Here is a 19,728-nt window from a genome sequence, read left to right as displayed (position 1 = left end):
GGAGTGAGTTCATTGAGCTTTTTAATTCAAGCGCAGGGGCTAACCAAAATCTATCGAAAACGAAGCGTCGTTCACGACATCAGCTTAACGATCAATCCCGGCGAAGTGGTGGGAATCATCGGGCCGAACGGCGCAGGCAAGTCGACAACACTCGATATGCTGCTAGGACTCCGCCGTCCAGACAAAGGCACCGTAGCATACTGGTGTCAGGAGCCGTATCGCCATATCGGTGTGCAATTGCAAACGACTCCGTTCTTTCCTGGCTATAACGCACTGGAAAATATGCGACTATTCGCTGCCTTTTACGGCGTACGCCTAAAGACTGAGGCCATACTGGACCTTCTCCATCGCTGCGGCCTCAAAGACGCCGCCAAGACCGATGCTTCCCGCCTGTCCGGAGGACAACAGAAGAGGCTAGCCATTGCCATGACCCTCGTCCATGACCCCTGCCTTGTCTTTCTTGATGAGCCGACGGCAGCGCTGGATCCTCGGGCACGCCGCGAAATAAGAGAGCTCATTATTTCACTGGCGCAGGATGGAACCTCGGTAGTATTCACATCGCATGATATGGAAGAAGTGTTCAAACTGGCTACGCGCATCGTGATGATTGACGGAGGTGTATTGAAGGTAGACGGGCGTCCTGAGGAGTTGTTAAGCAATTACGGAGCCGCTAGTTTAGAGGAACTATATGTTCAATTAACGGAACCCCTATCGGAGTCCCGATCAGAATTTGCACCAGAAATCTGGATAAAGGAGGATTCGGTATGATTACTGTTTTGACAACGATGCTGCGGGGAATGCTGCGGGATATACATACTTTATTCTGGACAATCGCCTTTCCAATCGCACTGCTGATCGGCCTGGGTCTCTATTTGCAGCAGCCCGCTTATTCGGAAAAATTGCTTAGCGGTGTACTGACGATGAACGTGTTATTCGGGTCTACGATGGTTACCGCCTTTAACGTAATGACGCATCGCAACCGCGGCGTGTATAAGCTGCTAAGAGCTACTCCCTTCAAAACCACCACCTTCGTAGCTGCTATGACTGGCGCCAGAACCATCCTATCCCTCATCGTTAGCGCCGTTATCATCGTTACGGGTAGGCTGATGCTTGGAGTTAGTATCCGTCCCCTAAACCTAGTGCTCATGCTGATCGTACTCCTGGTCGGGACTGTGTGCTTCACGGCTCTCGGGTTCATTGCGGCTAATCTGTCTAAGGACGAGAGTAACGTCAATATGATTTCTAATCTAATCAGTTTTCCGCTTTTATTTACGAGCGAAGCTTTCTACAGCCTACAGCAGGCTCCTGAATGGATCAGGATCTTTGGATCTCTCCAGCCCTTTCACTATTTCGTGAAAGCCATGAACCTAGCATTGGCCCAAGCGCAAGCGAGTGTATTAGCAGACTTAGGGTTATCCCTGCTGATCTTGGCAGGCTTTACCGCCATCTGCCTAGGAGCTGCAGTGCTGACCTTCCGTTGGGACAGTGAAGCTCCTTCGCGCAGAAGAAAGAGGACGCAGACTACAAATAGCAGTCTATCCTAGCTTCAGAATTGCTGAAAGATGCCGCTCGACTACATCATAAGCACTGCTACACCAAGAGCAATGATGCGGGCGGCATTGGTCATTATGAAGTTTTGCACCGCCAAGCCGAAGGTAAACTGCTTTGTGGGCTGATCAGCGAATCGCTTGACATTTTTCCGAACAGGGAGGAGTGTCAGGAGAACCAGCGCAACAATAATCGGATGAACGCGAAGCGCGTACAGCACGATCAGATCCAGATAAGCTGCGTAATATAGTATTTTAAACAGGACAATGGCCTTCGACCGACCGATGTAGACGGGGAGCGTGTATCGTCTATTCTCGATATCATCCTCCATATCGCAGATGTTATTCGCCAGCATGATATTGGCAATACCGAGAATCGCCGGAATGGAAATGAGGAAGACCAAAATGACCTCAACGAGCTGTATTTGCAGCGTAACAACCCCTCCTGCCAGCGTCAAGGAAGCAAATCGATCCCCTACATGAATGTAAGCCGAAATAAAGATAATGACAAAACCCATGAACAGCCCCGAAAATATTTCCCCCAGCGGCATCCGCGAGATCGGAATGGGCCCAAAAGAATACAAAATGCCTACGGCAAACGACAAACCACCTAACAACAGCAGAAGTAATCCAACCTCTAAAAATAAAACGATGCCAGCGCCAATCGCCAATGTCAACAAAATTGCAATAATTGCGACCACGACCGCCGGCCTAATATTGTACTGCACAATCGCATTATGAATCTCATACCCATAACCATGCTTCTTGACTGCCTTCCGATAGTCATAATAGTTATTAATCGCTGTCGTTGCCATATCGAAGCTAAGCAGGGAAATCAACATTAACATGAAATGATAAGCATTAAATTGCTCAAAACGGAATAAGGCATAGACCGTGCCAAAAATGAAAGGAATCATGCTTGCGACCTTCGTCTGAATTTCCACCAGCTTCAGGAATTTTTTAATCGCCATAAGTACCACCCTTTGGACTATCTATAGTGTGATTAAATTGCCTCTAGTCTTTAAAAAGATGATATCTCATATTTTAAATATATGCTGTTCTATAAGTCATTGACACGCCCCTCTTCATTCTATAGTCCTAATAATTCGAGCGATTTTGCCGCTGCTTTTCCTCTTAAAAAGAGGGTTTTCCTCAAACTATGACGAAATGTAGGTATTACGGATTACATTTCCTCCAGAGGAGGATCGACATGATGACCAGAAGAAGATATTTCTCTTATACAACAAGTATCATCTTTCTAGCGGGGCTCGGACTGGCACTCGTCAGTGAATATCATCCCCTCCACTTGATCTTTGGCATCTCGCTAGTGTTTACGAACTTTGTGCTGCTTCTGCTTACCCGTATATACGGCATAGGCTTGGGGCTATGTACAGCGACATTGGTGTATGCTATATCCATCTTTGTTTGGGGCAATCCCCTCTTTCAAGGGGTTCTTTGGTTAGAAATCGTCTTTCTCTGTCTTTCATGGTACTTGAGAAAAAACTTCAGGACAACGATTGGAGCAGACTTTATTTTCTGGATAGCCGTCGGTCTCCCAATCTTCTTCCTCTTATACTATTTTTCGTATCGTGCCATTTCCATCGAAATTTGGATGATGGCGGCAATTTATATATCTAACGGATTATTCAACGTGCTGCTGGCGGATGCGGTATGGGAGTATCTTCCGAGTAAATACTTTCACCTACGCGAAGCTTCCCGGAAGCAGCCCATTTATTTAAATAAACTGCTTTACCATATTATTTTTTTGGCTATTGCCCTGCCATTCGTGTTTTACCTTCTCATGAACAGCAGGAATACATATGACTCTGTACGCTATAATTCTCTGCAAGTCGCTCTCCATACATCTAACAGCATTGCCAATGAGCTCGATCGTTGGAGCCCGGAGGATATTCGCAGGTTGGAGCATACGGGCCATATGGGGCATAGTGAGTACCTTGGGAAAATCCAGCTCGAGAAGCTGCAGCGCATCGTAAATTTCTTTGCAGCCGACCGAGGTTATCATATTGTTGTGTTTGACCCGCGGCATAAACAAATCGTAGCGGATAGCGAGTCAGAGGAACAGTATTCCTTAAGTCATTTTCTGCCCTTGCCTAACAACTCAATCATTCAGGGTGATTTCTACCTGCATATGCCTGAGAAACGCCTGCGGCTGCTGCCCAATCAGGAATGGCAAGAAGCCAGCTATATTTACGGGACGACGCTGAAGCAAGTCCCCTTTATTGTGTACGTCATGGTACCCTTGCAGCCGTACCAAAAGCAGATCTACGGCCAATATTTAACACAATTCATATATCTGCTGCTGTTTATGATCGCGGCCGCCATTGGCAGCCGTTGGATTACCCGTCGCCTCGTTCGGGGGCTATCCGAGCTAGCTAATGTGACGACCGGGCTCCCGGACAAAGTCTATCACCTGCACGACCTGGAATGGCCGGAGAGCCGAATATATGAGATCCGTTCGCTTACCGTGAATTTCCGAATAATGACGAATAAACTACTAACCATGTTCCAAGAGTCGCTCAGGAGCAATCAGTTACTTCAGGAACAGACCTTACAACTGCAGCAATCCGAGAAGAAGCTGCAGGAGCTGGCATACTACGATGGCCTGACCGGGTTGCCAAACCGCCTGCACTTCACAGAATACATCGGTTCCCTAGGGATGCACTACGGCCCGGATCATTCCTTTGCCGTCATGTTTGCCGATTTAAACCGCTTTAAGCAGGTCAACGATACTCTCGGCCATGAGACAGGCGACATTCTATTGCAAAAAGTAGCCTCCCGCTTCTCCCCGCTGATCTCCGATCAGCTTCGGGTATTCAGGCTTAGCGGAGACGAATTCGTATTTGTGTATCATTACAACGATACGACCTCCGTTCAGCAAGCGGCTCAAGCTATCTGCGATGCACTGAATGAACCGATCATCATAGGTGATGTCGCTCTATACGTCTCAGTAAGCATCGGAATCAGTATATATCCTTACGATGGAGACAATCTGGACTTGATCATGCGCAATGCCGACATTGCTATGTACGTAGCTAAGGAGCAAGGGAATAGTATCTATCATTTCTACGATCGGATGATCGAGAACCAGCTCTCTGAAAATATGAAGCTGGAGAATGGCTTACGCAGTGCTCTTTTAAACGATCAGTTTTCATTATATTATCAGCCTAAAATCGATGCCAAAACAGGCCGCATCAGCGGAGCGGAAGCCTTGATTCGTTGGATTCATCCAGAGTATGGCTTCGTGCCTCCCGACAAGTTTATCCAACTCGCGGAGACATCAGGGATCATCATGGACATCGATGAATGGGTGGTGACGGAGGCATGCCGTCAGAATAAAGCATGGCAGGAACAGGGACTGCCGCGCTTTCCAATTGCGGTGAATCTTTCAGCACGGCACTTCTATCAAGGCAATCTGATCAGCATGATTTCCCGCGTGCTCACAAAGACCCGGCTTGACCCTCAGGACCTTATTCTTGAAATCACCGAAGGCTCGCTGATCAAGAGTGCGGAATATGTCATTAAAGTGATGGCTGATTTGCGTGCCATGGGAATTACCATTTCAATGGATGACTTCGGCACCGGGTACTCCTCCCTCAGCCAGCTCCAGCGGCTGCCGATCCACGAGATCAAGCTGGATCGGTCGTTCATTCAAGGCCTAGCCCATGATCCGAAGAAATCAGCCATCGTTCGTGCTGTCATTGCGCTTGCCCACCATATGGAGCTTGGCATCGTTGCCGAGGGAATCGAGTCGGAGGCAGAGCTCCGCTATCTGCGAAGCCTGAACTGCGCCCAATTCCAAGGCTATTTATTCAGCAAGCCGCTGCGGGAGGAGGAGTTCACTCAGTTCGTAAAGCATTGGGACGGAAGCTGGTTAGACCATGATGGAGTAGAGAACACTAAACAGCATCAGAAACAAACTAAAAATGACTCCTCGTGATAGTACGGGAGTCATTTTATTATGATTTACTCACTATATTTCATGGGAAGCTACCTTCTCCTGCTGCGATAAATACTGGCGCACTCTACTTTTCTTCGCACCATACATCGCTTCATCCGCCTGCCGGATCATTTCCTCCAAATCTCCTGTACCGCTCGGTGCCACACAGAAGCCAATGCTTGCCCCGGCGGTGAGCCGATAGCCCTGATACAAGTATCCTTCAGACAGACTCGCCTTGATTCGATCAGCCACCTTAACAACGCGGCTCTCATCTATATCCACAAGCAGCACCAGAAACTCGTCCCCACCAAGGCGGCATACCATATCCTGTTCGCGGACAATGCTGGTCAGCCTTCCCGCAATATCCTTTAGCAGCAAATCTCCGGCATCATGCCCAAAGGTATCATTCACTTCCTTGAAATCATTCAAATCAATAAAGAGAATCGCAAGCGAAAACTTTCCCTGATTTGCATATTCCTCAAACCTCTTGCTAAACAGCGTACGATTCGGCAGCCCTGTTAGTTCGTCATGATAAGCAAGATGCTCAATGGTCTCTTCCATCTGCTTCCGATCAGTTATATCGATCATAACGCCTTCCAAGCGCACCATGTGATTTAAATGGTTGAAATACGGCATGCCGCGGTTCTGCACCCATTTCACCGTACCGTTACGGCAAACGATGCGATATTCGCATATTGCGCTGCTCCGACCGAAAATCATCTCCTGCTGAAATTCCTTAAATATCTCTCTATCTTCAGGATAGATCATTTCATTAATCTGCTGCGAATTCGTTTGAAACACCTTCGGAGAGAATCCCGTCAACTGTTCGAATCCATCCGAAACTTCTATTTGCATCGTGCTTAAATCAAACGTCCAGATCCCGATCGACACGCTATCCAATATCGTTCTCAATCGCTCCTCACTCTGCCCTGCACGGCGCCATAAACTCCGCGTAAGCCTTGTATGAATGATCGAAAATACCGTTATAAAAGCACCAAAAGAAATTAAGTAGGATACTTCCCTTCCCTGAAAACCTGGAAAAAGTACGTCTTGGTAAGCAAAGAAATAATAGATTGAAGAAAGGATGAACAAAATCCCTGATAGGAGTACTGCCCGGAAGTCATGATAGAATAAACTTAGAAGAGGGGCAAGCGCCATAAATATAAAATTTGGTAAATAAGGATCTCCTGTGATCAAAAAGTAGAAAAATACAAAGAGGAAGCATACCGTCAGCATCATCGTAAATGAGGGCCAGCGCTTCTGCAAGACCACGCCGGTCAGCAGCGTTAACAGGATGAGCCCGGCAAGCGGGTATACCGGCGCTAATTTCCCTTCCACAAGCAAGTTAATAATATTAGCAATTGTGAAAAATCCCCATAATATTTTCAGCATCAATATATTTTTTTGATGAATTAGTTCAGCTTCTTTATGCATTCACTTCACTCTTTCCTTGAATAGGCATAATGAACTACGTGTTAAATTATAGTATACCCGATCAGTATTTTTTTGCTAGACGATTCTTTTAGAAATGAATTTTATTGACAATGATAATTATTATCAATAGAATGTGGATAGAGATTGTCGTTCATTATTGAAATTGGAGGTGACAGGATATGTGGGTTGAATCGAAAACGATCACCATCAAAGAAGGCTTCGAGGATCAAATCGTGCAAAAGTTTAGCGGAGAAGGTGCCATTGAGAAATTTCCTGGATTTATAGATCTTAGCGTGCTCGTCCAAAAGCCAAGAAAGGGAGAACAGCAAATCCAAATCCTCATTCGTTGGGAATCGGAGGCCCACTGGAAAGCTTGGGAAAAGAGCGATGTACATATCGAAGGCCACCGACGACAAAGACAGCAAGGCAGGCCTGAATACGTGCTCAGTTCAGCGCATGCCGCATACGAAGTCAAAGCCGTCAAAGGGCCTGCTCAGTAGCATCAACTTCGCAGCAGCCTAACCATCGCAGACCATATCTATTGCTTAGCATCTCTGTCTGCGGCATGTCTATTACTTCTTCCATCGCGTTCTATCGAACATCGGCCACTGAACTGCTGAGCACCAGCATATACAGTACCGCCCCATCCGCTTCAGCGGATAGGGCGGTATCTTTATTTCTTAGTCCATTTAGCTATTATGGAATGTACTGCTGTACTATCTGCACAACGGTACCATCCTTCACGGTAATATGATAGGGGAAATCCTTGACGTCGATCCATTCTGTGTTCTGGACAATGCCCTTAAATTGCTCCATAGTGACCAGCTCATTCCAACGGATATCCATATCCTCTATATTTCCTGTACGGTCATAAATCTGCATAAAGATTCTAACATCTTCTGCGATCCTGTAACTCGTTAGCTTGATATCTTCATTTACAATGTAGTAACCGTCCGGTGGCCCGTCTATCCCTGCGTCCGGCTCATGCTCGAGAAATGCCTGCTCTGCTTCTTCCCCTTCATACCATTCGATTTCATCCACGAACAGCACATTTCCGTCCGCTAGAGTATTCAATTGCTCGATATACACAACTTTGGTATCGGAAGTCCGCTCCACCGGCGTATACTCCTGTTCTGCAGCACCCGAGCTGGACGTTCCTAACGAAGACATAACGACTATAAGGGCTAAAGGGATCAATACGGCCAACCATCTTCTCATCATTGCGCGCTCCCGCCTTTCCGGTCTTCGAGATGAAAATCATCCAATATAAGTATAAAGACATATAGGTCTATACCTTTTTTATAACCATTCTTAGGTCTTTCAAACTTAAATTAAATAATTTCATCTTAATTATATGTTTCAGCGGCAGCAAAAGGGTCTCAATAATGTTAAAAGCGATGACAATTTTTTAGCCGATATTTTAATGTGCCGGGAAAAACGCCAACTGAACGATGAACACCAGCCCGAAAATATAGAGCAGTGGATGAACTTCCTTGCCCTTCCCGCAAGCTAGCTTAAGAACAGGATAAGTAATAAAGCCAACGGCAATACCTGTGGCGATGCTCGCGGTGAGCGGCATCATCAGTAGGATAGCAAAAGCCGGGAAGGCTTCATCAAATTGTTTCCATTGAATTCTCGCTAGCCCTTCCATCATGAAACAGCCCACAATAATCAGGGCTGGAGCTGTGATCGCTGGCAGCGAGGAAATAGCCCCAACCAGCGGAGAAACAAACATGGACAGCATCAGCAATACAGCTACGACCAGCGAGGTCAGTCCAGTTCGCCCCCCTGCCGCTACGCCCGTAGTGGATTCAATGTAGGCCGTCGTCGGGCTTGTCCCAAACAGAGAACCAACGGTCGTAGCCGTCGCATCGGCCAGTAATGCGGATTTAGCCCGCGGAAATTCTCCGTTCTTCATCGCCCCCGTCTGCTCCGCTACACCAATCAATGTCCCGGTCGTATCAAAGAGCGTGACGAGCAGGAAGGCGAACACCGTCGCATACAGCCCTTGGCTGAAGACACCAGGCACATCCATATCGAAAAACACAGGCACAGGCGGGGCCGACACAATCCCGTCGAATGACAACTGACCCGTGAAATAGCCAACCAACGCAGTGAGCGCCATTCCGATAAATAGCGCCCCAGTAACCCGACGTGCCAACAGAATCAAGGTCACGAACAGACCGAAGATCGTCAGTAGTGTAACCGAACGATGCAAATCCCCGAAGGTAACCAGATTATCGGGATTTGCAACCACGATCCCTGACATCCGTAGTCCGAGAAAAGCAATAAACAGGCCGATCCCCGCTGTAATTCCGAACTTAAGCGAATCGGGGATCGCCCGTATCAGTGCTTCCCGCAGCGGCGTAAGACTCAACAAGAGGAACAGGAGCCCTGCTATAAAAACCGTACCGAGTATGGTCTGATAAGTTAAACCCGTCGAAGCAACTACACTCGTAAAGTAAGCGTTAAGCCCCATACCCGGTGCGATGGCAATCGGATGCTTGGCAAACAGAGCCATAAAGAGAGTACCGATCACCGCGGAAATGACGGTGGCCATGAAGACTTGATTGAATGGAATGCCTGCTGCAGAAAGGATCGCCGGATTCACAACCAGAATATAGGCCATAGCGAGAAAGGTTGTAATGCCTGCCAGCACCTCGGTTTTTACATTTGTGCCATGCTGATTCAGCTTGAAATATTTATCCAATGCCTTGTTCATGAAAAAAATAATTCTCCCTTCGTCTTAAAACACTCTACTCTAATCGTTAGCTAACTTGAACATCCTTTATTCTCCTGCGAACCCCGATCCTCGTCAAGCTACCAGATCACTCTGCGGTTAAGATACTCTCAATTTCACTAAATAATATAGTATAATATCTAAATCTATCTGCTAGGTCCTTCGATCTAGAATAGAAGTTGAACAAAAGGAGTCAAGCTATGACCAGCAACGGAAAACAACAAAAAACCGCCCTCATTACGGGTGGAAGCCGGGGAATCGGCAAAGCAATTACATTAGAGTTCGCTAAATCCGGTATTCATGTCATGATTAATTACTACGGTGATGACAAGGAAGCTGCTGATGTCAAGCGTCAGGCAGAGTCCTACGGAGTTCGCGCAGAGGTATTCCATGCTGATGTCAGCGACTCAGCCCAGGTTAAAGAAATGTTCGCAGCGATTGACGAACAATTCGGCAGATTGGACATCCTGGTAAACAATGCGGGCATTGCTCAAGCGGTAAAAATCACCGAGATGACCGACGAGCATTGGGATCGCATGCTTAAAATCCACCTTTACGGTGCATTCTATACTTCCCGTGAGGCAGCGACCCGAATGCTGGCACAAAAGGAAGGAAAAATAATCAACGTCACGTCTGATTTAGCCAACCAGGGCGGAGCCGAGCTCGCCCATTATTCCGCAGCAAAGGGTGGTATTACTTCCATGACCAAATCACTGGCAAAAGAGCTGGCCCCCTACGTACTCGTCAATGCAGTCGCTCCCGGCGGAACTTTCTCCGATATCCGTTCTTCGCTGGAAGAGGGCGAACACAAGCACGATTCGCGGAATCTGCTGGGCCGGTTAGCATTCCCTCAGGAAATCGCCAGATCGGTAATGTTCCTCGCTTCGGACGACGCTAATATTTACACGGGCCAAGTGCTAGGAGCAAATGGCGGCAGCGTGATGAACGGCTAAACATGAGTATTAAAAATTCCTGATTGAGCATTTTGCATAATTCCCTATTTGAGAATTGAATAGCAGAACCTAGACCTAGTTGGTGGTGCATTTTCAGCTAAATCCACTCGGTTTTCAAAAATGGGCAGACCTGCAGAATTTTCTGCGCATTCAAAATTTTAAGCAGCGACTTTTCTGTATTTCTGAGCCATTGCCAGGGCAGAAGCCAGCAATACAATTGCATTTAAATATTGGTGAGTTATGACTTTCTCTATGCCCCAAACATGCATGGCGTCTGCGGTCAAATAGGTTTTCATTCGGGAGTTGCAGCGTTCTACACTCGTTCTTTCTTTGTAAAGTTCTTGCCAACGTTTCGTGTTCCGGTGCGGACTTGAATAACGGCGCAAATCGCTTTTTGTATCAACCTTGAGCACCATTCCATAGTTGGAAGATGAACAGGCTGCCATCCCCAGCGGACAATCCACCTTGCCGGTCGCATGGGGACACCGGAATTTCAGGTGATCGCCATCTACTCCCCAGTATGTCATGGCAAAACCCATGGAGCAGCAAGGTGTACCGTTAGATGTTATACCTGCAGGCGGTTCCTTCTCATTGCGAAGATTCATCGGGATAATCGCTTGCGCTTTGAGCTTCCGTGCCGCTTCATAGTTTTTAAGTTGGTCATACCCAGCATCAAACACAAAGAACTTCACTTTCGCATCGGCAGCCACTTGTTCCATAAGAGCGGGTGCCAGATCACCGTCATTGACATGAGCCGGTGTAACCGAGAGGGCCAGGGGCAGTTCGCTAGCGGTGTCGACAGCAAGATGAAGCTTATAGCCGAACCACTTGACCTTGTTACCAAAGGAGTCAAACTTCGCGCCCCAGTTGGCATTCCCCGTCAGCTCACTTTTGCGCTTCGGCTGTTTCTTCTCGTAGGCATGGATCGCTGCGCTGTCCATCGCCACGTGACTTCCATCGATGATTCCTTCCTGCTTACAGCGTGTGACGAGATCCTCAAACAGACGTTTTGCCAATCCCTTATTCGTTAGCTCAGTGAAAACGCGGCTTAATGTGGCGATTGATGGAGCTTTTCGATCAAGCCTGAGTCCGCATTGGTAACGGAAACGAAGATCCATATCCAGACGACGATGCAAGCCGCTAAATGTATCCATGTTCTCCAGCGGCGCTGCAAGCAATGCGCGAAGAATCCCTTGTCGGCAGTGCCCATCGGCACCTCGGGGTGAATGACTTCTCAATTCTTTAGCATATGGCCGTAAGTCCAGGGCGCTGAAGAAGATAGGCAAACGTTCTTTAAATTCAAGTTTTTGAAGTTCTTCAAAGGAAAATAGACTTTCTTGTAGAATATACATAGTGACTTCTCCCCCTTGGGTTTTCTTGTTTTGTCACTTGAAAACTTCTCCAAGTTGGGGTGAAGTCCTTTTTTTATGTTTGAAAACCTTTGTCTAGCAAGGGCTCAGGTTAATGCAAAATGCTCGATTATAAATCATTAATAAAAAATCGAGTGCATCTTAAATGAATGATGTTACTCGATTTTTTATTTTGAAAAAGCTGATTTATCTCCGCTCAAAAGCTCAAAAAAGAAGGAGAGAGAAAGACATGATTTAATATCGTGCGCTACCAGTGGACATTTCCACTAAAGAGATCATCTCTACAGAGGACACTTTCTTAAAATTCCAATAATAACAAAAAGAAATAGCACGTGATATTATCTGTAAATCCTCAATTCAAATTCAACAAATACAAAGATCCATAACCTAGCACCGACAATGCGATCGACCCGATTAGCCCGGCCCAAAAAGGTCTGATCCCTAATCGGCGGAACACAGCGACATCCACGCCTAGGCCCAGCCCAGCCATAGCAACGGCAATCAACATGTAGGCTACTGCTACAATTATTCCCGATGCACGTTCCGAAATAATCCCCAGCGTATTCACCCCGCTCATCAACAGAAATCCAAGAATGAACCAAGGGATCTGAATGGAACACTGACGGGATACTTCGACCTCCGTCTGTCCTACTGCTTCATTCTCTCTCCGTTCCTTTCGATTCATCCACATGCCCAGTAGGAGAGAGACAGGCACAAGCATAGCTACCCGTGTCAGCTTGGCAACGACTGCGATATCTTCAGCCTCGTTTCCTGCAGGGGCGGCTGCTGCGATAACATGGGCAATTTCATGCAAGGTAGCCCCTGAGAGTACCCCATAACCTTGGGCGGATAATCCTATCACAGGATATATTAGACTATAAATCAAAGTGAATAGCGTACCTAGCATAGCAACAACTGCGGCCCCAATAGCCGTTTCCTCATCTTTTGCCTTAATTTGCGGCGCTATCGCGACAACCGCAGCCGCCCCGCAGATTGCAGTTCCGCACGCCGTTAGAATGCCGAGCTTACCCGGGATCTTCAGCCATTTAGCTAGCCCCCAAACGACTGCGATCGTAAAGGTAATATGAATGATAGCCATCGTAAACATCTTAGGACCCGCCTGAACAATACTTTGTAAATTAAGCCTCATACCGAGCAAAATAATCCCGAAACGAAGCAGTTTCTTACTGGAAAAGGAAATGCCGCCAGCAGCGTACTCTGGTACACCGATAACGGCTCTCCAAACTAAACCTAGCATAATAGCAATCACGAGATGTCCCATTACGCTTAATAGCGGCAGAGAAGACAAATATTTCGCCGCTATCGCAAGCAGTACTGTTAATCCGACTCCATGCACAAATCCGGGGCCTCGCCTCCGTTTGAACGGTACGGTTTGGGTCTGTGACTGTACTGTCTGTGCCATCATCTTCACTCCAAGATCGTATTGGTCAAATCCAGCGCTGTTATGTTTAACTATAAATTGCCCTGCGCCGGAAGTGAAATACGGATCTGCTATCTTCATCATAAGCAAAATTAATGATTAAAATGTTATGATATATCATTGAAAATATTTAAGCTGAAGTGAACAGATTGAGAGTCATCTCGAAGAAAGCTACAATGGAGTTATTGAAAGGGGAAGTGAATATGATCGTCGACACCCTGCGTGTCTTTGTTACGGTTGCCGAACAACGTCATTTCTCAAAGGCCGCAGAACTTCTAAACTTATCCCAACCTGGCGTAAGCCAGCATATTCGAAATATGGAAAACGAGCTTGGCACGAAATTAATGCTGCGTTCACCAAAGCAAGTAAAATTGACGGAGGAAGGGATCATATTATACCGTAAGGCCAAGCAAATCCTAGGATTGTACGAGGAAGCCAAGCAGCAAATTCATCTGTTGCATGAAGTGGTATCCGGATCGATCCAGGTCGGCGCGAGCTTTACGATTGGAGAATATATTTTACCGCGATTGCTAGCTAAGTTTGCCACCCAATACCCAGAGGTCGATCTGCAATTGACCATTGGCAATACGGAGGAAATTGTATCTGGAATTCGAACCAACGATCTTGATCTGGCGCTCGTAGAGGGCAGTGTAGACAACCACCCGGATTTAATCATTACTCCCTACATGCAGGATGAAATGATTATTGTTGCAGCCTCCAGCCATCCACTAGCTTCATTAGCGACGATAGCCCCGGCGGATTTAACGGATCAGAACTGGATCATTCGGGAGCCCGGCTCTGGCACGCGCGCATTCAGCGATCATTTCCTGGAAGCGAACGGATTAACTGTTAAGCGTTCATATGTATTCAACAGCAGCCAAGGCGTTAAAGAAGCAGTGGCGGCAGGCCTGGGAATCGCCGTGCTTTCCCGCCTAACGGTTCGTAAAGAGCTTCAAAACGGAGATCTCGCAGAACTTGCGGTAAGCGGACCGGCTATGAAGCGGGAGCTGTCTGTTATTCGCAACAAACACAGCTCCCTCACTTTGGCGGTACAAATGTTTCAGCAGAAGGTTCAGGAACAGCAGCAATCAGCGGAGCTGCCCTGCGACATGCTTTCCCTCCACGACCAGGCATAAGCGACGCACTTCCTTTCATTCTTGGTGGTTATCGGCATTAGACACCTAAATACAACTTAACTCAGCACCGGGGAGTGCTGAGTTAAGAGAGGAAATATTAGGGTTCGTAAAGTTATTCCGCAGACCCGAGTTGAATCCACGCTTTTTGAATCTCGGTAATGGTTTGTTCTTTGGATTGACTTCCGCCAATATAAGCTTGCATCAGCTCACCGAATTTTTGATGGAACGTATCCAGTGAATAGTTGACGGCCAAATCGCCGGACGGCTGCACTTGCAGAATTTCTTCCATTTGTTTTGGCATATCCAAGTCTGGCAGCGGAGCATCCTTGATTGGAGGAATAACCTTCGCTACGCTAGAGAACCAGTTCTTACCGTAATCTGAAGTATACAGCCAGTTAAAGAACTCGATGGTTTCATTGGCTACTTTGGAATCTTTGTAAATGCGCAGAGCTTGGTCAGCGCCTGTAATAATAACGGATTGCTCGGCTTTGTCGCTTACAGGGTAGCCAGAGATTCCGATGTTGATGTCCGGATTGATTTTCTTAATCGCTTCCTCATCCCAAGCGCCTTTACCTGTCATAAATGCAGCCTTGCCGGAGGCAAAGTCACTGACTTGTGCGTTGCTGTCGCGCTCAAGAGGCTTGTCCGTTCCGTGTTCAATTGTCAGATCAATGAACTCAAAGAAGTTATTAGCCAAAACTGGATGTTCGGCAAACGTCGTGTTGCCGGTGATGAAGCTATCAACCAAATCTTTCGCGCTCATGCTTGCATCTTTAGCTGCCGCATCCACGAAGTGTTGGAACACATGCTTCCATACCCACCACTCTTTATAAGCATTGGCAAATGGCGTGATGCCTTCTGCTTCAAGCTTGGCGATAGCATCCTCCAATTCAGCCGTCGTTGCAGGCACTTGCGTAATACCGGCTTGTTCAAGCAAATCTTTGTTATAAATCAACGTGAACAGGTTGCCTTTGACGGGGAGGCCCAGCACTTTACCATCCGAAGAAGACATATTCGAACGTACAGCATCCGTCATTGCCGCCGCGAGCGGTTCAGACGTCAAATCCGCACTATACTCCGCATAGGTGTCGATATCGCCACCGGCTGTCGTTTGGAATACGTCTGGCGTGCTGCCTGCAGCAATTCTGGATTTCAGTACCGTGTTGTAGTCGGCCTGCATTATTTCCAGGTTGATCGTTACATTAGGCTTAACTTTTTTGTACTCTTCGATATAAGCATTAAATGCATCTGTGTATTCTGGAGAAGCCGTAAACATGTTAATCGTCACGGGTTTAGAGGTATCTGCGTTGCCGCCTTCACTTGCTGCACCGTTCGCCCCATTGTTGGCTGCATTATTGCCGCCACCACAGGCCGACAAAAGTCCCATTAACAGCACCAAACTGAATGACATAGCCAGAAATTTCTTCTTCATAAGTTATTTGCCCCCACTTTCTTTGGTTAGTATGTCTATGAGATTATTCTAAAGAAATGGACTCTTGATATGAATGTAGATAAGTGGCAACTTGAGGGTAAAAAAGTGTAGTCCTCTCTTTGTTCACTTTTTATCCCTTTCCTGCTTCGCTCGGTATTCTGATGGCGATACGCCATAGTAGTTGCGAAAGGCCTTACTGAAATAGTTCTTGTCTTTATAACCCAGCATTTCCGAAATATCCTGGATTTTTAGAGAGGCATCGTTAAGCAGCACGCAAGCCTTATCCATTCTTACCTTTTGCATATACTCATGAATCCCAAACCCGAATTGTTGCTTAAACAACTTCATCAAGTATTCCCGGCTCAAAAAATACTTCTCGGTGAACATGGGAATTTTGATATCCTCAAAATAATTCTGATCGATATAATCCTTGATATCTTCGATGTTAAACGGACGGTTAACGGCCATAGATTGGCGAACCTGTTCCCCGTAATATTCTAAAATGTGATGGAGCAGTTGTTCATATTCGTCTGCTGTTTTGAAATCGCCAGATAGCCCGATCACGCCAAGCGAGCTGTGTGAGCCGGATACAGGCAGTTTACCCGAGGGTACGCCTAAATCAAGGGCCATATCGTTGAACAGAACGATAATATCGCTGATCATCCGCTCCGCTTCCCCAATCGTAAAACTGTCCGCCTCTTTTATTTTCTTCGTAAACTCCGCAAAGACGATCCTCGCATGGTTCATATTTCCGGATTCCATAGCGCTTCGCAAAATCGGCATTCGGCTTGTAAAAGAAAGAACCTCTGGCGTCTTACTTATTTCTTTGGCTCCAAACACTGTCGCCCCTCTCATCTTGAGCAGGTCAATAGCATGAATGGATGACTTTGCTTCCTGATAGGAATCTGCTAATCGCGTTACCTCATCATAAACTTGTCCGATCCCTGCTGCCGATACAATGCCAAATAAATCGCTTAACGTGTGACCAACCTTTTTTAGTAAAAAATCGGCACGAAAGGCATGATCCTCCGGATACCCCCCCTGCATCGTGAAAATCGCGATGATTTCCCCGTCCTGCTTCGGATTAGGGAAGCTAAAGCAAACGACATTTTCCATCTCCACTTCATTAATCACATTCGCCACGGCGAAATAGAGCAGCTCCGCATCACAATTAAACCGATTGTCCCGGATATGCTGCATATTCAATATTTTTAAAACGAGCGCACCAAACCGATTATCCTCCCTATCTGCACCGATAAGCGATAGAAACGCTTGATTGCTCTGCTTCTTAAAGCCGCGTCCTATAATGGATAAGTAAATTTTCTCCTTCAATTTGGGCAGCGACATGTTAAACGCAATGTTCTTCGTGATCAATTCGCTGTGCGTCTGCCGCTTCGCCTCTAATATATCAAATGCCTTGCGCAGCGCCTGATTGAGGTCATGCCGATTCACAGGCTTAAGTAAATAATCAACGACCTTGGAATGAATCGCCTGCCTTGTAAATTCAAAATCGTTATATCCACTGATCACGACGGTCATCAGCTCAGGGTAGTCGCTTTCCACAATGCGCAGAAACTCGACCCCGTCCATTTCCGGCATTTTCATATCCACCATAACAAGATCCGGCCGGTGCTTCTGCAGCATTTCCAGTCCGGTCACACCATCCGTGGCTTCCCAAATTTCCCCGACCTGTAAGCCTTCCCAATCGCCCAATATTTTAATGGCTTCGCGCAGCGGCTCTTCGTCGTCTATGATGAGTACTTTATACATGTCCTACGCCTCCCCGCGGTATTCTCATCGTCATTTCCGTCCCTGTCAGATCGCTATGGATCTCAAGCCCCGACTGATCGCCATAAAGCAACTTCAAACGGGTATTCAAGTTCTTAAGTCCGATATTCTCCCCTTCCTGCTCTTCCCAATCCACCTCAAATGTCTGCAATATTTGCTCCAGCCGGTCTGACGATATGCCCGGCCCATTATCATAAACCGATATGATGGCATGGCTCTCACTGACCGTGGCCCGAACGACAATCGTCACTGGCGTAGACACCTTCTCCACCGCATGCTTAATAGAGTTTTCCACCAGAGACTGAATAGACAGCTTCGGAATTTGCAGCTCCATCAGTGACTCGTCCCAGTTCATATCCACCTGAAGCCGGCTGCCGAATCTTGCGCTTTGCAATGCCAAATATCTCTCGATATGCCGGAGCTCTTCCCTGGCATATACGATATCTTTCCCGCTAATACAATAGCGAAGTGTAAGAGCCAGGGCATCCACCATATCGGCCACATCGTCATTTCCACTCTTAAGCGCTTTCGTGGATATCGCCTGCAGCGCATTATACAGGAAATGCGGGTTGATCTCCGCCTCCAACGCCTTCAGGATCGCATTCTTCTCCACCAGTTTCATACGATAGCGCTCATTAATCAGATCATTCGTGCGCCGTACCATCTGGTTGAAATGCAGCGTCAAATAAGCGATTTCATCCCTGCCCTGCACCGGGGCCTCCGCATCAAACGTCCCTTCGCTGAACCGCCGCATATGGCGCGACAGACGGTTGAGCGGCTTCGTGATGGCATTAGAAGTCAGGGTAACAAGAATAACCGATATAACCAGAAAAATAAGACCGATTAGATAGCTCAGATTCCGTGCTTTCGTTGCGGCTTCATAGATACTGCTGTAGGGGATCGGTTTAATCAGCTTCCAGCCATCCTGCTGCCCCACATCGTAAACGACAAGGTAGCGCTTGTCCTCATTCTGCCAAGTGACGGGACTTCCCGAAACGTCATCGATATCCCGGAACCAGTCGGCTGAGCTGATAGCCTCATAAACCTTCGGATCATCCATGTGGAAAGGAACATTGTTCGGGTCAAGGAACATCAAATGCTCCCCCTCCTCGAACGGAATGTCGCTCATAATACTGTCTTTTACCGTCGGCTTCAAATAAAACGATAACACCCCCCTTGGCTCCCGCGAAGCAATGGAGCGCAGCACACGGTGGTAGCCCATAAATTCCGGCTCGGAAATCATCCTATAGCCGCTCTCAGCATCAGGCAGGACGAAGGACTGGAATGAACGGTTCTGCGGGCTTTTCATGGCCTCCTGATACCACGGCTGCTCATCGATTCCGCCTTGGTAGCCGACCCTGATGGTTATATTATAGGCATCCCGAGTTATCGAATAATATTTTTGCTGGTCAATCAAATACAAATAAATGCTCTCTAGATCTTTTCGACTATAGAACATATCTCTTAAATAATCTTCAAGATACATTCTAGCGGCGTAATCGTCCCCCTCCTGCATAACCGCTCGAATAATTTCGTCATATTTGTTGTGCGGCAGTGAAAACTGCTCGATCCCGTCCAAATAATCCTCCAGCTTCTGATTTACGAGCATTAAGTTGTTCGCCGTACTAGCAATACTGTTGCTGACCGACTCCTTCTGAAGCATTTGGTAGGATATGACCGTAAGTGAGCCCACAATAAGAATAATGATAGACGTAAAAAGCAAATTAAGCTTATTGACCAGTCTGGAAGACACTCTCTCAATAAGCGCTTTCATAGCAGCTGTTATCCTTCTGATCATCGTTGTCCCGTCCCCTCGCAGTGCTAAGATTACCTTTTTACCCTTAACTGTTTTCTTATGTCCATTTAGGCAAATTCATTGCTGAATTATAATTATTATAGCCGAAAACGACAGAGTGTATCGAAATGGTT

The 19,728-nt window shown here is 46.9% G+C and carries 15 protein-coding genes; 6 read left to right on the top strand and 9 right to left on the bottom strand.

From position 1 onward, the window contains the following. Nucleotides 1–12: 12 nt before the first annotated feature. Together EIM92_RS05835 and EIM92_RS05830 are read left to right on the top strand one after the other, a co-directional pair. Nucleotides 13–768 carry an ABC transporter ATP-binding protein gene (locus EIM92_RS05835; protein ID WP_125081879.1) on the top strand — a complete coding sequence of 252 codons (756 nt, stop codon included), beginning with the start codon at nt 13–15 and terminating at the stop codon, nt 766–768. Beyond that, entirely contained in the window at nt 765–1,544 is a 780-nt protein-coding gene (locus tag EIM92_RS05830) for an ABC transporter permease (RefSeq protein ID WP_125081878.1), read from the top strand. The genes EIM92_RS05835 and EIM92_RS05830 overlap by 4 nt, the downstream gene beginning before the upstream one ends. Nucleotides 1,545–1,573: 29 nt before the next feature. Here EIM92_RS05830 and menA read toward each other — a convergent pair whose 3' ends face one another. Next, nucleotides 1,574–2,518, bottom strand: a complete 945-nt coding sequence (menA, locus tag EIM92_RS05825) for a 1,4-dihydroxy-2-naphthoate polyprenyltransferase (protein ID WP_125081877.1) — start codon at nt 2,516–2,518, stop codon at nt 1,574–1,576. A gap of 239 nt (nt 2,519–2,757) precedes the next feature. Between menA and EIM92_RS05820 the strand changes: the two genes are divergently transcribed. Further along, the gene (locus EIM92_RS05820) at nt 2,758–5,505 is read left to right on the top strand and encodes an EAL domain-containing protein (RefSeq protein WP_164515041.1); all 2,748 of its coding nucleotides are present in this window, start codon (nt 2,758–2,760) and stop codon (nt 5,503–5,505) included. A 33-nt stretch (nt 5,506–5,538) separates the two neighbouring features. Here EIM92_RS05820 and EIM92_RS05815 read toward each other — a convergent pair whose 3' ends face one another. Continuing rightward, a complete protein-coding gene (locus EIM92_RS05815) occupies nt 5,539–6,939 on the bottom strand; it encodes a sensor domain-containing diguanylate cyclase (protein ID WP_125081875.1) in 1,401 nt (466 codons plus the stop codon). Nucleotides 6,940–7,118: 179 nt separating this feature from the next. Here EIM92_RS05815 and EIM92_RS05810 point away from each other — a divergent pair, with 179 nt between their 5' ends. Next, on the top strand, nt 7,119–7,439 hold the full coding sequence (locus tag EIM92_RS05810; protein ID WP_125081874.1) for an antibiotic biosynthesis monooxygenase family protein: 321 nt from the start codon (nt 7,119–7,121) through the stop codon (nt 7,437–7,439). 196 nt (nt 7,440–7,635) lie between these two features. Here EIM92_RS05810 and EIM92_RS05805 read toward each other — a convergent pair whose 3' ends face one another. Together EIM92_RS05805 and EIM92_RS05800 are read right to left on the bottom strand one after the other, a co-directional pair. Beyond that, a complete protein-coding gene (locus EIM92_RS05805; RefSeq protein WP_246021208.1) occupies nt 7,636–8,160 on the bottom strand; it encodes a hypothetical protein in 525 nt (174 codons plus the stop codon). A gap of 199 nt (nt 8,161–8,359) precedes the next feature. After that, the gene (locus EIM92_RS05800) at nt 8,360–9,661 is read right to left on the bottom strand and encodes an NCS2 family permease (protein WP_125081873.1); all 1,302 of its coding nucleotides are present in this window, start codon (nt 9,659–9,661) and stop codon (nt 8,360–8,362) included. Between the two features lie 218 nt (nt 9,662–9,879). Between EIM92_RS05800 and EIM92_RS05795 the strand changes: the two genes are divergently transcribed. Continuing rightward, a complete protein-coding gene (locus EIM92_RS05795) occupies nt 9,880–10,632 on the top strand; it encodes an SDR family NAD(P)-dependent oxidoreductase (protein ID WP_125081872.1) in 753 nt (250 codons plus the stop codon). Between the two features lie 158 nt (nt 10,633–10,790). Here EIM92_RS05795 and EIM92_RS05790 read toward each other — a convergent pair whose 3' ends face one another. Together EIM92_RS05790 and EIM92_RS05785 are read right to left on the bottom strand one after the other, a co-directional pair. Continuing rightward, nucleotides 10,791–11,984 (bottom strand): transposase, encoded by a 1,194-nt coding sequence (locus EIM92_RS05790; protein WP_125081264.1) that lies wholly within the window; start codon nt 11,982–11,984, stop codon nt 10,791–10,793. 370 nt (nt 11,985–12,354) lie between these two features. Beyond that, on the bottom strand, nt 12,355–13,425 hold the full coding sequence (locus tag EIM92_RS05785; RefSeq protein WP_125085021.1) for a YeiH family protein: 1,071 nt from the start codon (nt 13,423–13,425) through the stop codon (nt 12,355–12,357). Between the two features lie 221 nt (nt 13,426–13,646). Here EIM92_RS05785 and EIM92_RS05780 point away from each other — a divergent pair, with 221 nt between their 5' ends. Beyond that, nucleotides 13,647–14,579 (top strand): LysR family transcriptional regulator, encoded by a 933-nt coding sequence (locus EIM92_RS05780; RefSeq protein WP_125085020.1) that lies wholly within the window; start codon nt 13,647–13,649, stop codon nt 14,577–14,579. Between the two features lie 112 nt (nt 14,580–14,691). On the opposite strand, the gene EIM92_RS05775 is transcribed toward EIM92_RS05780, so the two are convergent. From EIM92_RS05775 to EIM92_RS05765, 3 genes are all read right to left on the bottom strand, one after another. After that, nucleotides 14,692–16,011, bottom strand: a complete 1,320-nt coding sequence (locus tag EIM92_RS05775; protein ID WP_125081871.1) for an ABC transporter substrate-binding protein — start codon at nt 16,009–16,011, stop codon at nt 14,692–14,694. Nucleotides 16,012–16,134: 123 nt separating this feature from the next. Then, entirely contained in the window at nt 16,135–17,781 is a 1,647-nt protein-coding gene (locus tag EIM92_RS05770) for a response regulator (RefSeq protein ID WP_125081870.1), read from the bottom strand. Further along, nucleotides 17,774–19,597, bottom strand: a complete 1,824-nt coding sequence (locus EIM92_RS05765) for a cache domain-containing sensor histidine kinase (RefSeq protein WP_125081869.1) — start codon at nt 19,595–19,597, stop codon at nt 17,774–17,776. Before EIM92_RS05765 ends, EIM92_RS05770 begins: the two co-directional genes overlap by 8 nt. Nucleotides 19,598–19,728 lie beyond the last annotated feature (131 nt).

The sequence above is a fragment of the Paenibacillus lentus genome (assembly GCF_003931855.1).
Lineage (GTDB): Bacteria > Bacillota > Bacilli > Paenibacillales > Paenibacillaceae > Fontibacillus > Fontibacillus lentus.
The sequence above is the reverse complement of the archived record's forward strand: the minus strand, read 5'-3'. Positions and strand labels throughout refer to the sequence as shown.

What these genes read in the sequence shown, in the direction of transcription:
- EIM92_RS05830 (WP_125081878.1), top strand. Translation starts at nt 765, where the DNA reads ATGATTACTGTTTTGACAACGATGCTGCGGGGAATGCTGCGGGATATA.
- menA (WP_125081877.1), bottom strand. Translation starts at nt 2,518, where the DNA reads ATGGCGATTAAAAAATTCCTGAAGCTGGTGGAAATTCAGACGAAGGTC.
- EIM92_RS05820 (WP_164515041.1), top strand. Translation starts at nt 2,758, where the DNA reads ATGATGACCAGAAGAAGATATTTCTCTTATACAACAAGTATCATCTTT.
- EIM92_RS05815 (WP_125081875.1), bottom strand. Translation starts at nt 6,939, where the DNA reads ATGCATAAAGAAGCTGAACTAATTCATCAAAAAAATATATTGATGCTG.
- EIM92_RS05810 (WP_125081874.1), top strand. Translation starts at nt 7,119, where the DNA reads ATGTGGGTTGAATCGAAAACGATCACCATCAAAGAAGGCTTCGAGGAT.
- EIM92_RS05805 (WP_246021208.1), bottom strand. Translation starts at nt 8,160, where the DNA reads ATGATGAGAAGATGGTTGGCCGTATTGATCCCTTTAGCCCTTATAGTC.
- EIM92_RS05800 (WP_125081873.1), bottom strand. Translation starts at nt 9,661, where the DNA reads ATGAACAAGGCATTGGATAAATATTTCAAGCTGAATCAGCATGGCACA.
- EIM92_RS05795 (WP_125081872.1), top strand. Translation starts at nt 9,880, where the DNA reads ATGACCAGCAACGGAAAACAACAAAAAACCGCCCTCATTACGGGTGGA.
- EIM92_RS05790 (WP_125081264.1), bottom strand. Translation starts at nt 11,984, where the DNA reads ATGTATATTCTACAAGAAAGTCTATTTTCCTTTGAAGAACTTCAAAAA.
- EIM92_RS05785 (WP_125085021.1), bottom strand. Translation starts at nt 13,425, where the DNA reads ATGGCACAGACAGTACAGTCACAGACCCAAACCGTACCGTTCAAACGG.
- EIM92_RS05780 (WP_125085020.1), top strand. Translation starts at nt 13,647, where the DNA reads ATGATCGTCGACACCCTGCGTGTCTTTGTTACGGTTGCCGAACAACGT.
- EIM92_RS05775 (WP_125081871.1), bottom strand. Translation starts at nt 16,011, where the DNA reads ATGAAGAAGAAATTTCTGGCTATGTCATTCAGTTTGGTGCTGTTAATG.
- EIM92_RS05770 (WP_125081870.1), bottom strand. Translation starts at nt 17,781, where the DNA reads ATGTATAAAGTACTCATCATAGACGACGAAGAGCCGCTGCGCGAAGCC.
- EIM92_RS05765 (WP_125081869.1), bottom strand. Translation starts at nt 19,597, where the DNA reads ATGATCAGAAGGATAACAGCTGCTATGAAAGCGCTTATTGAGAGAGTG.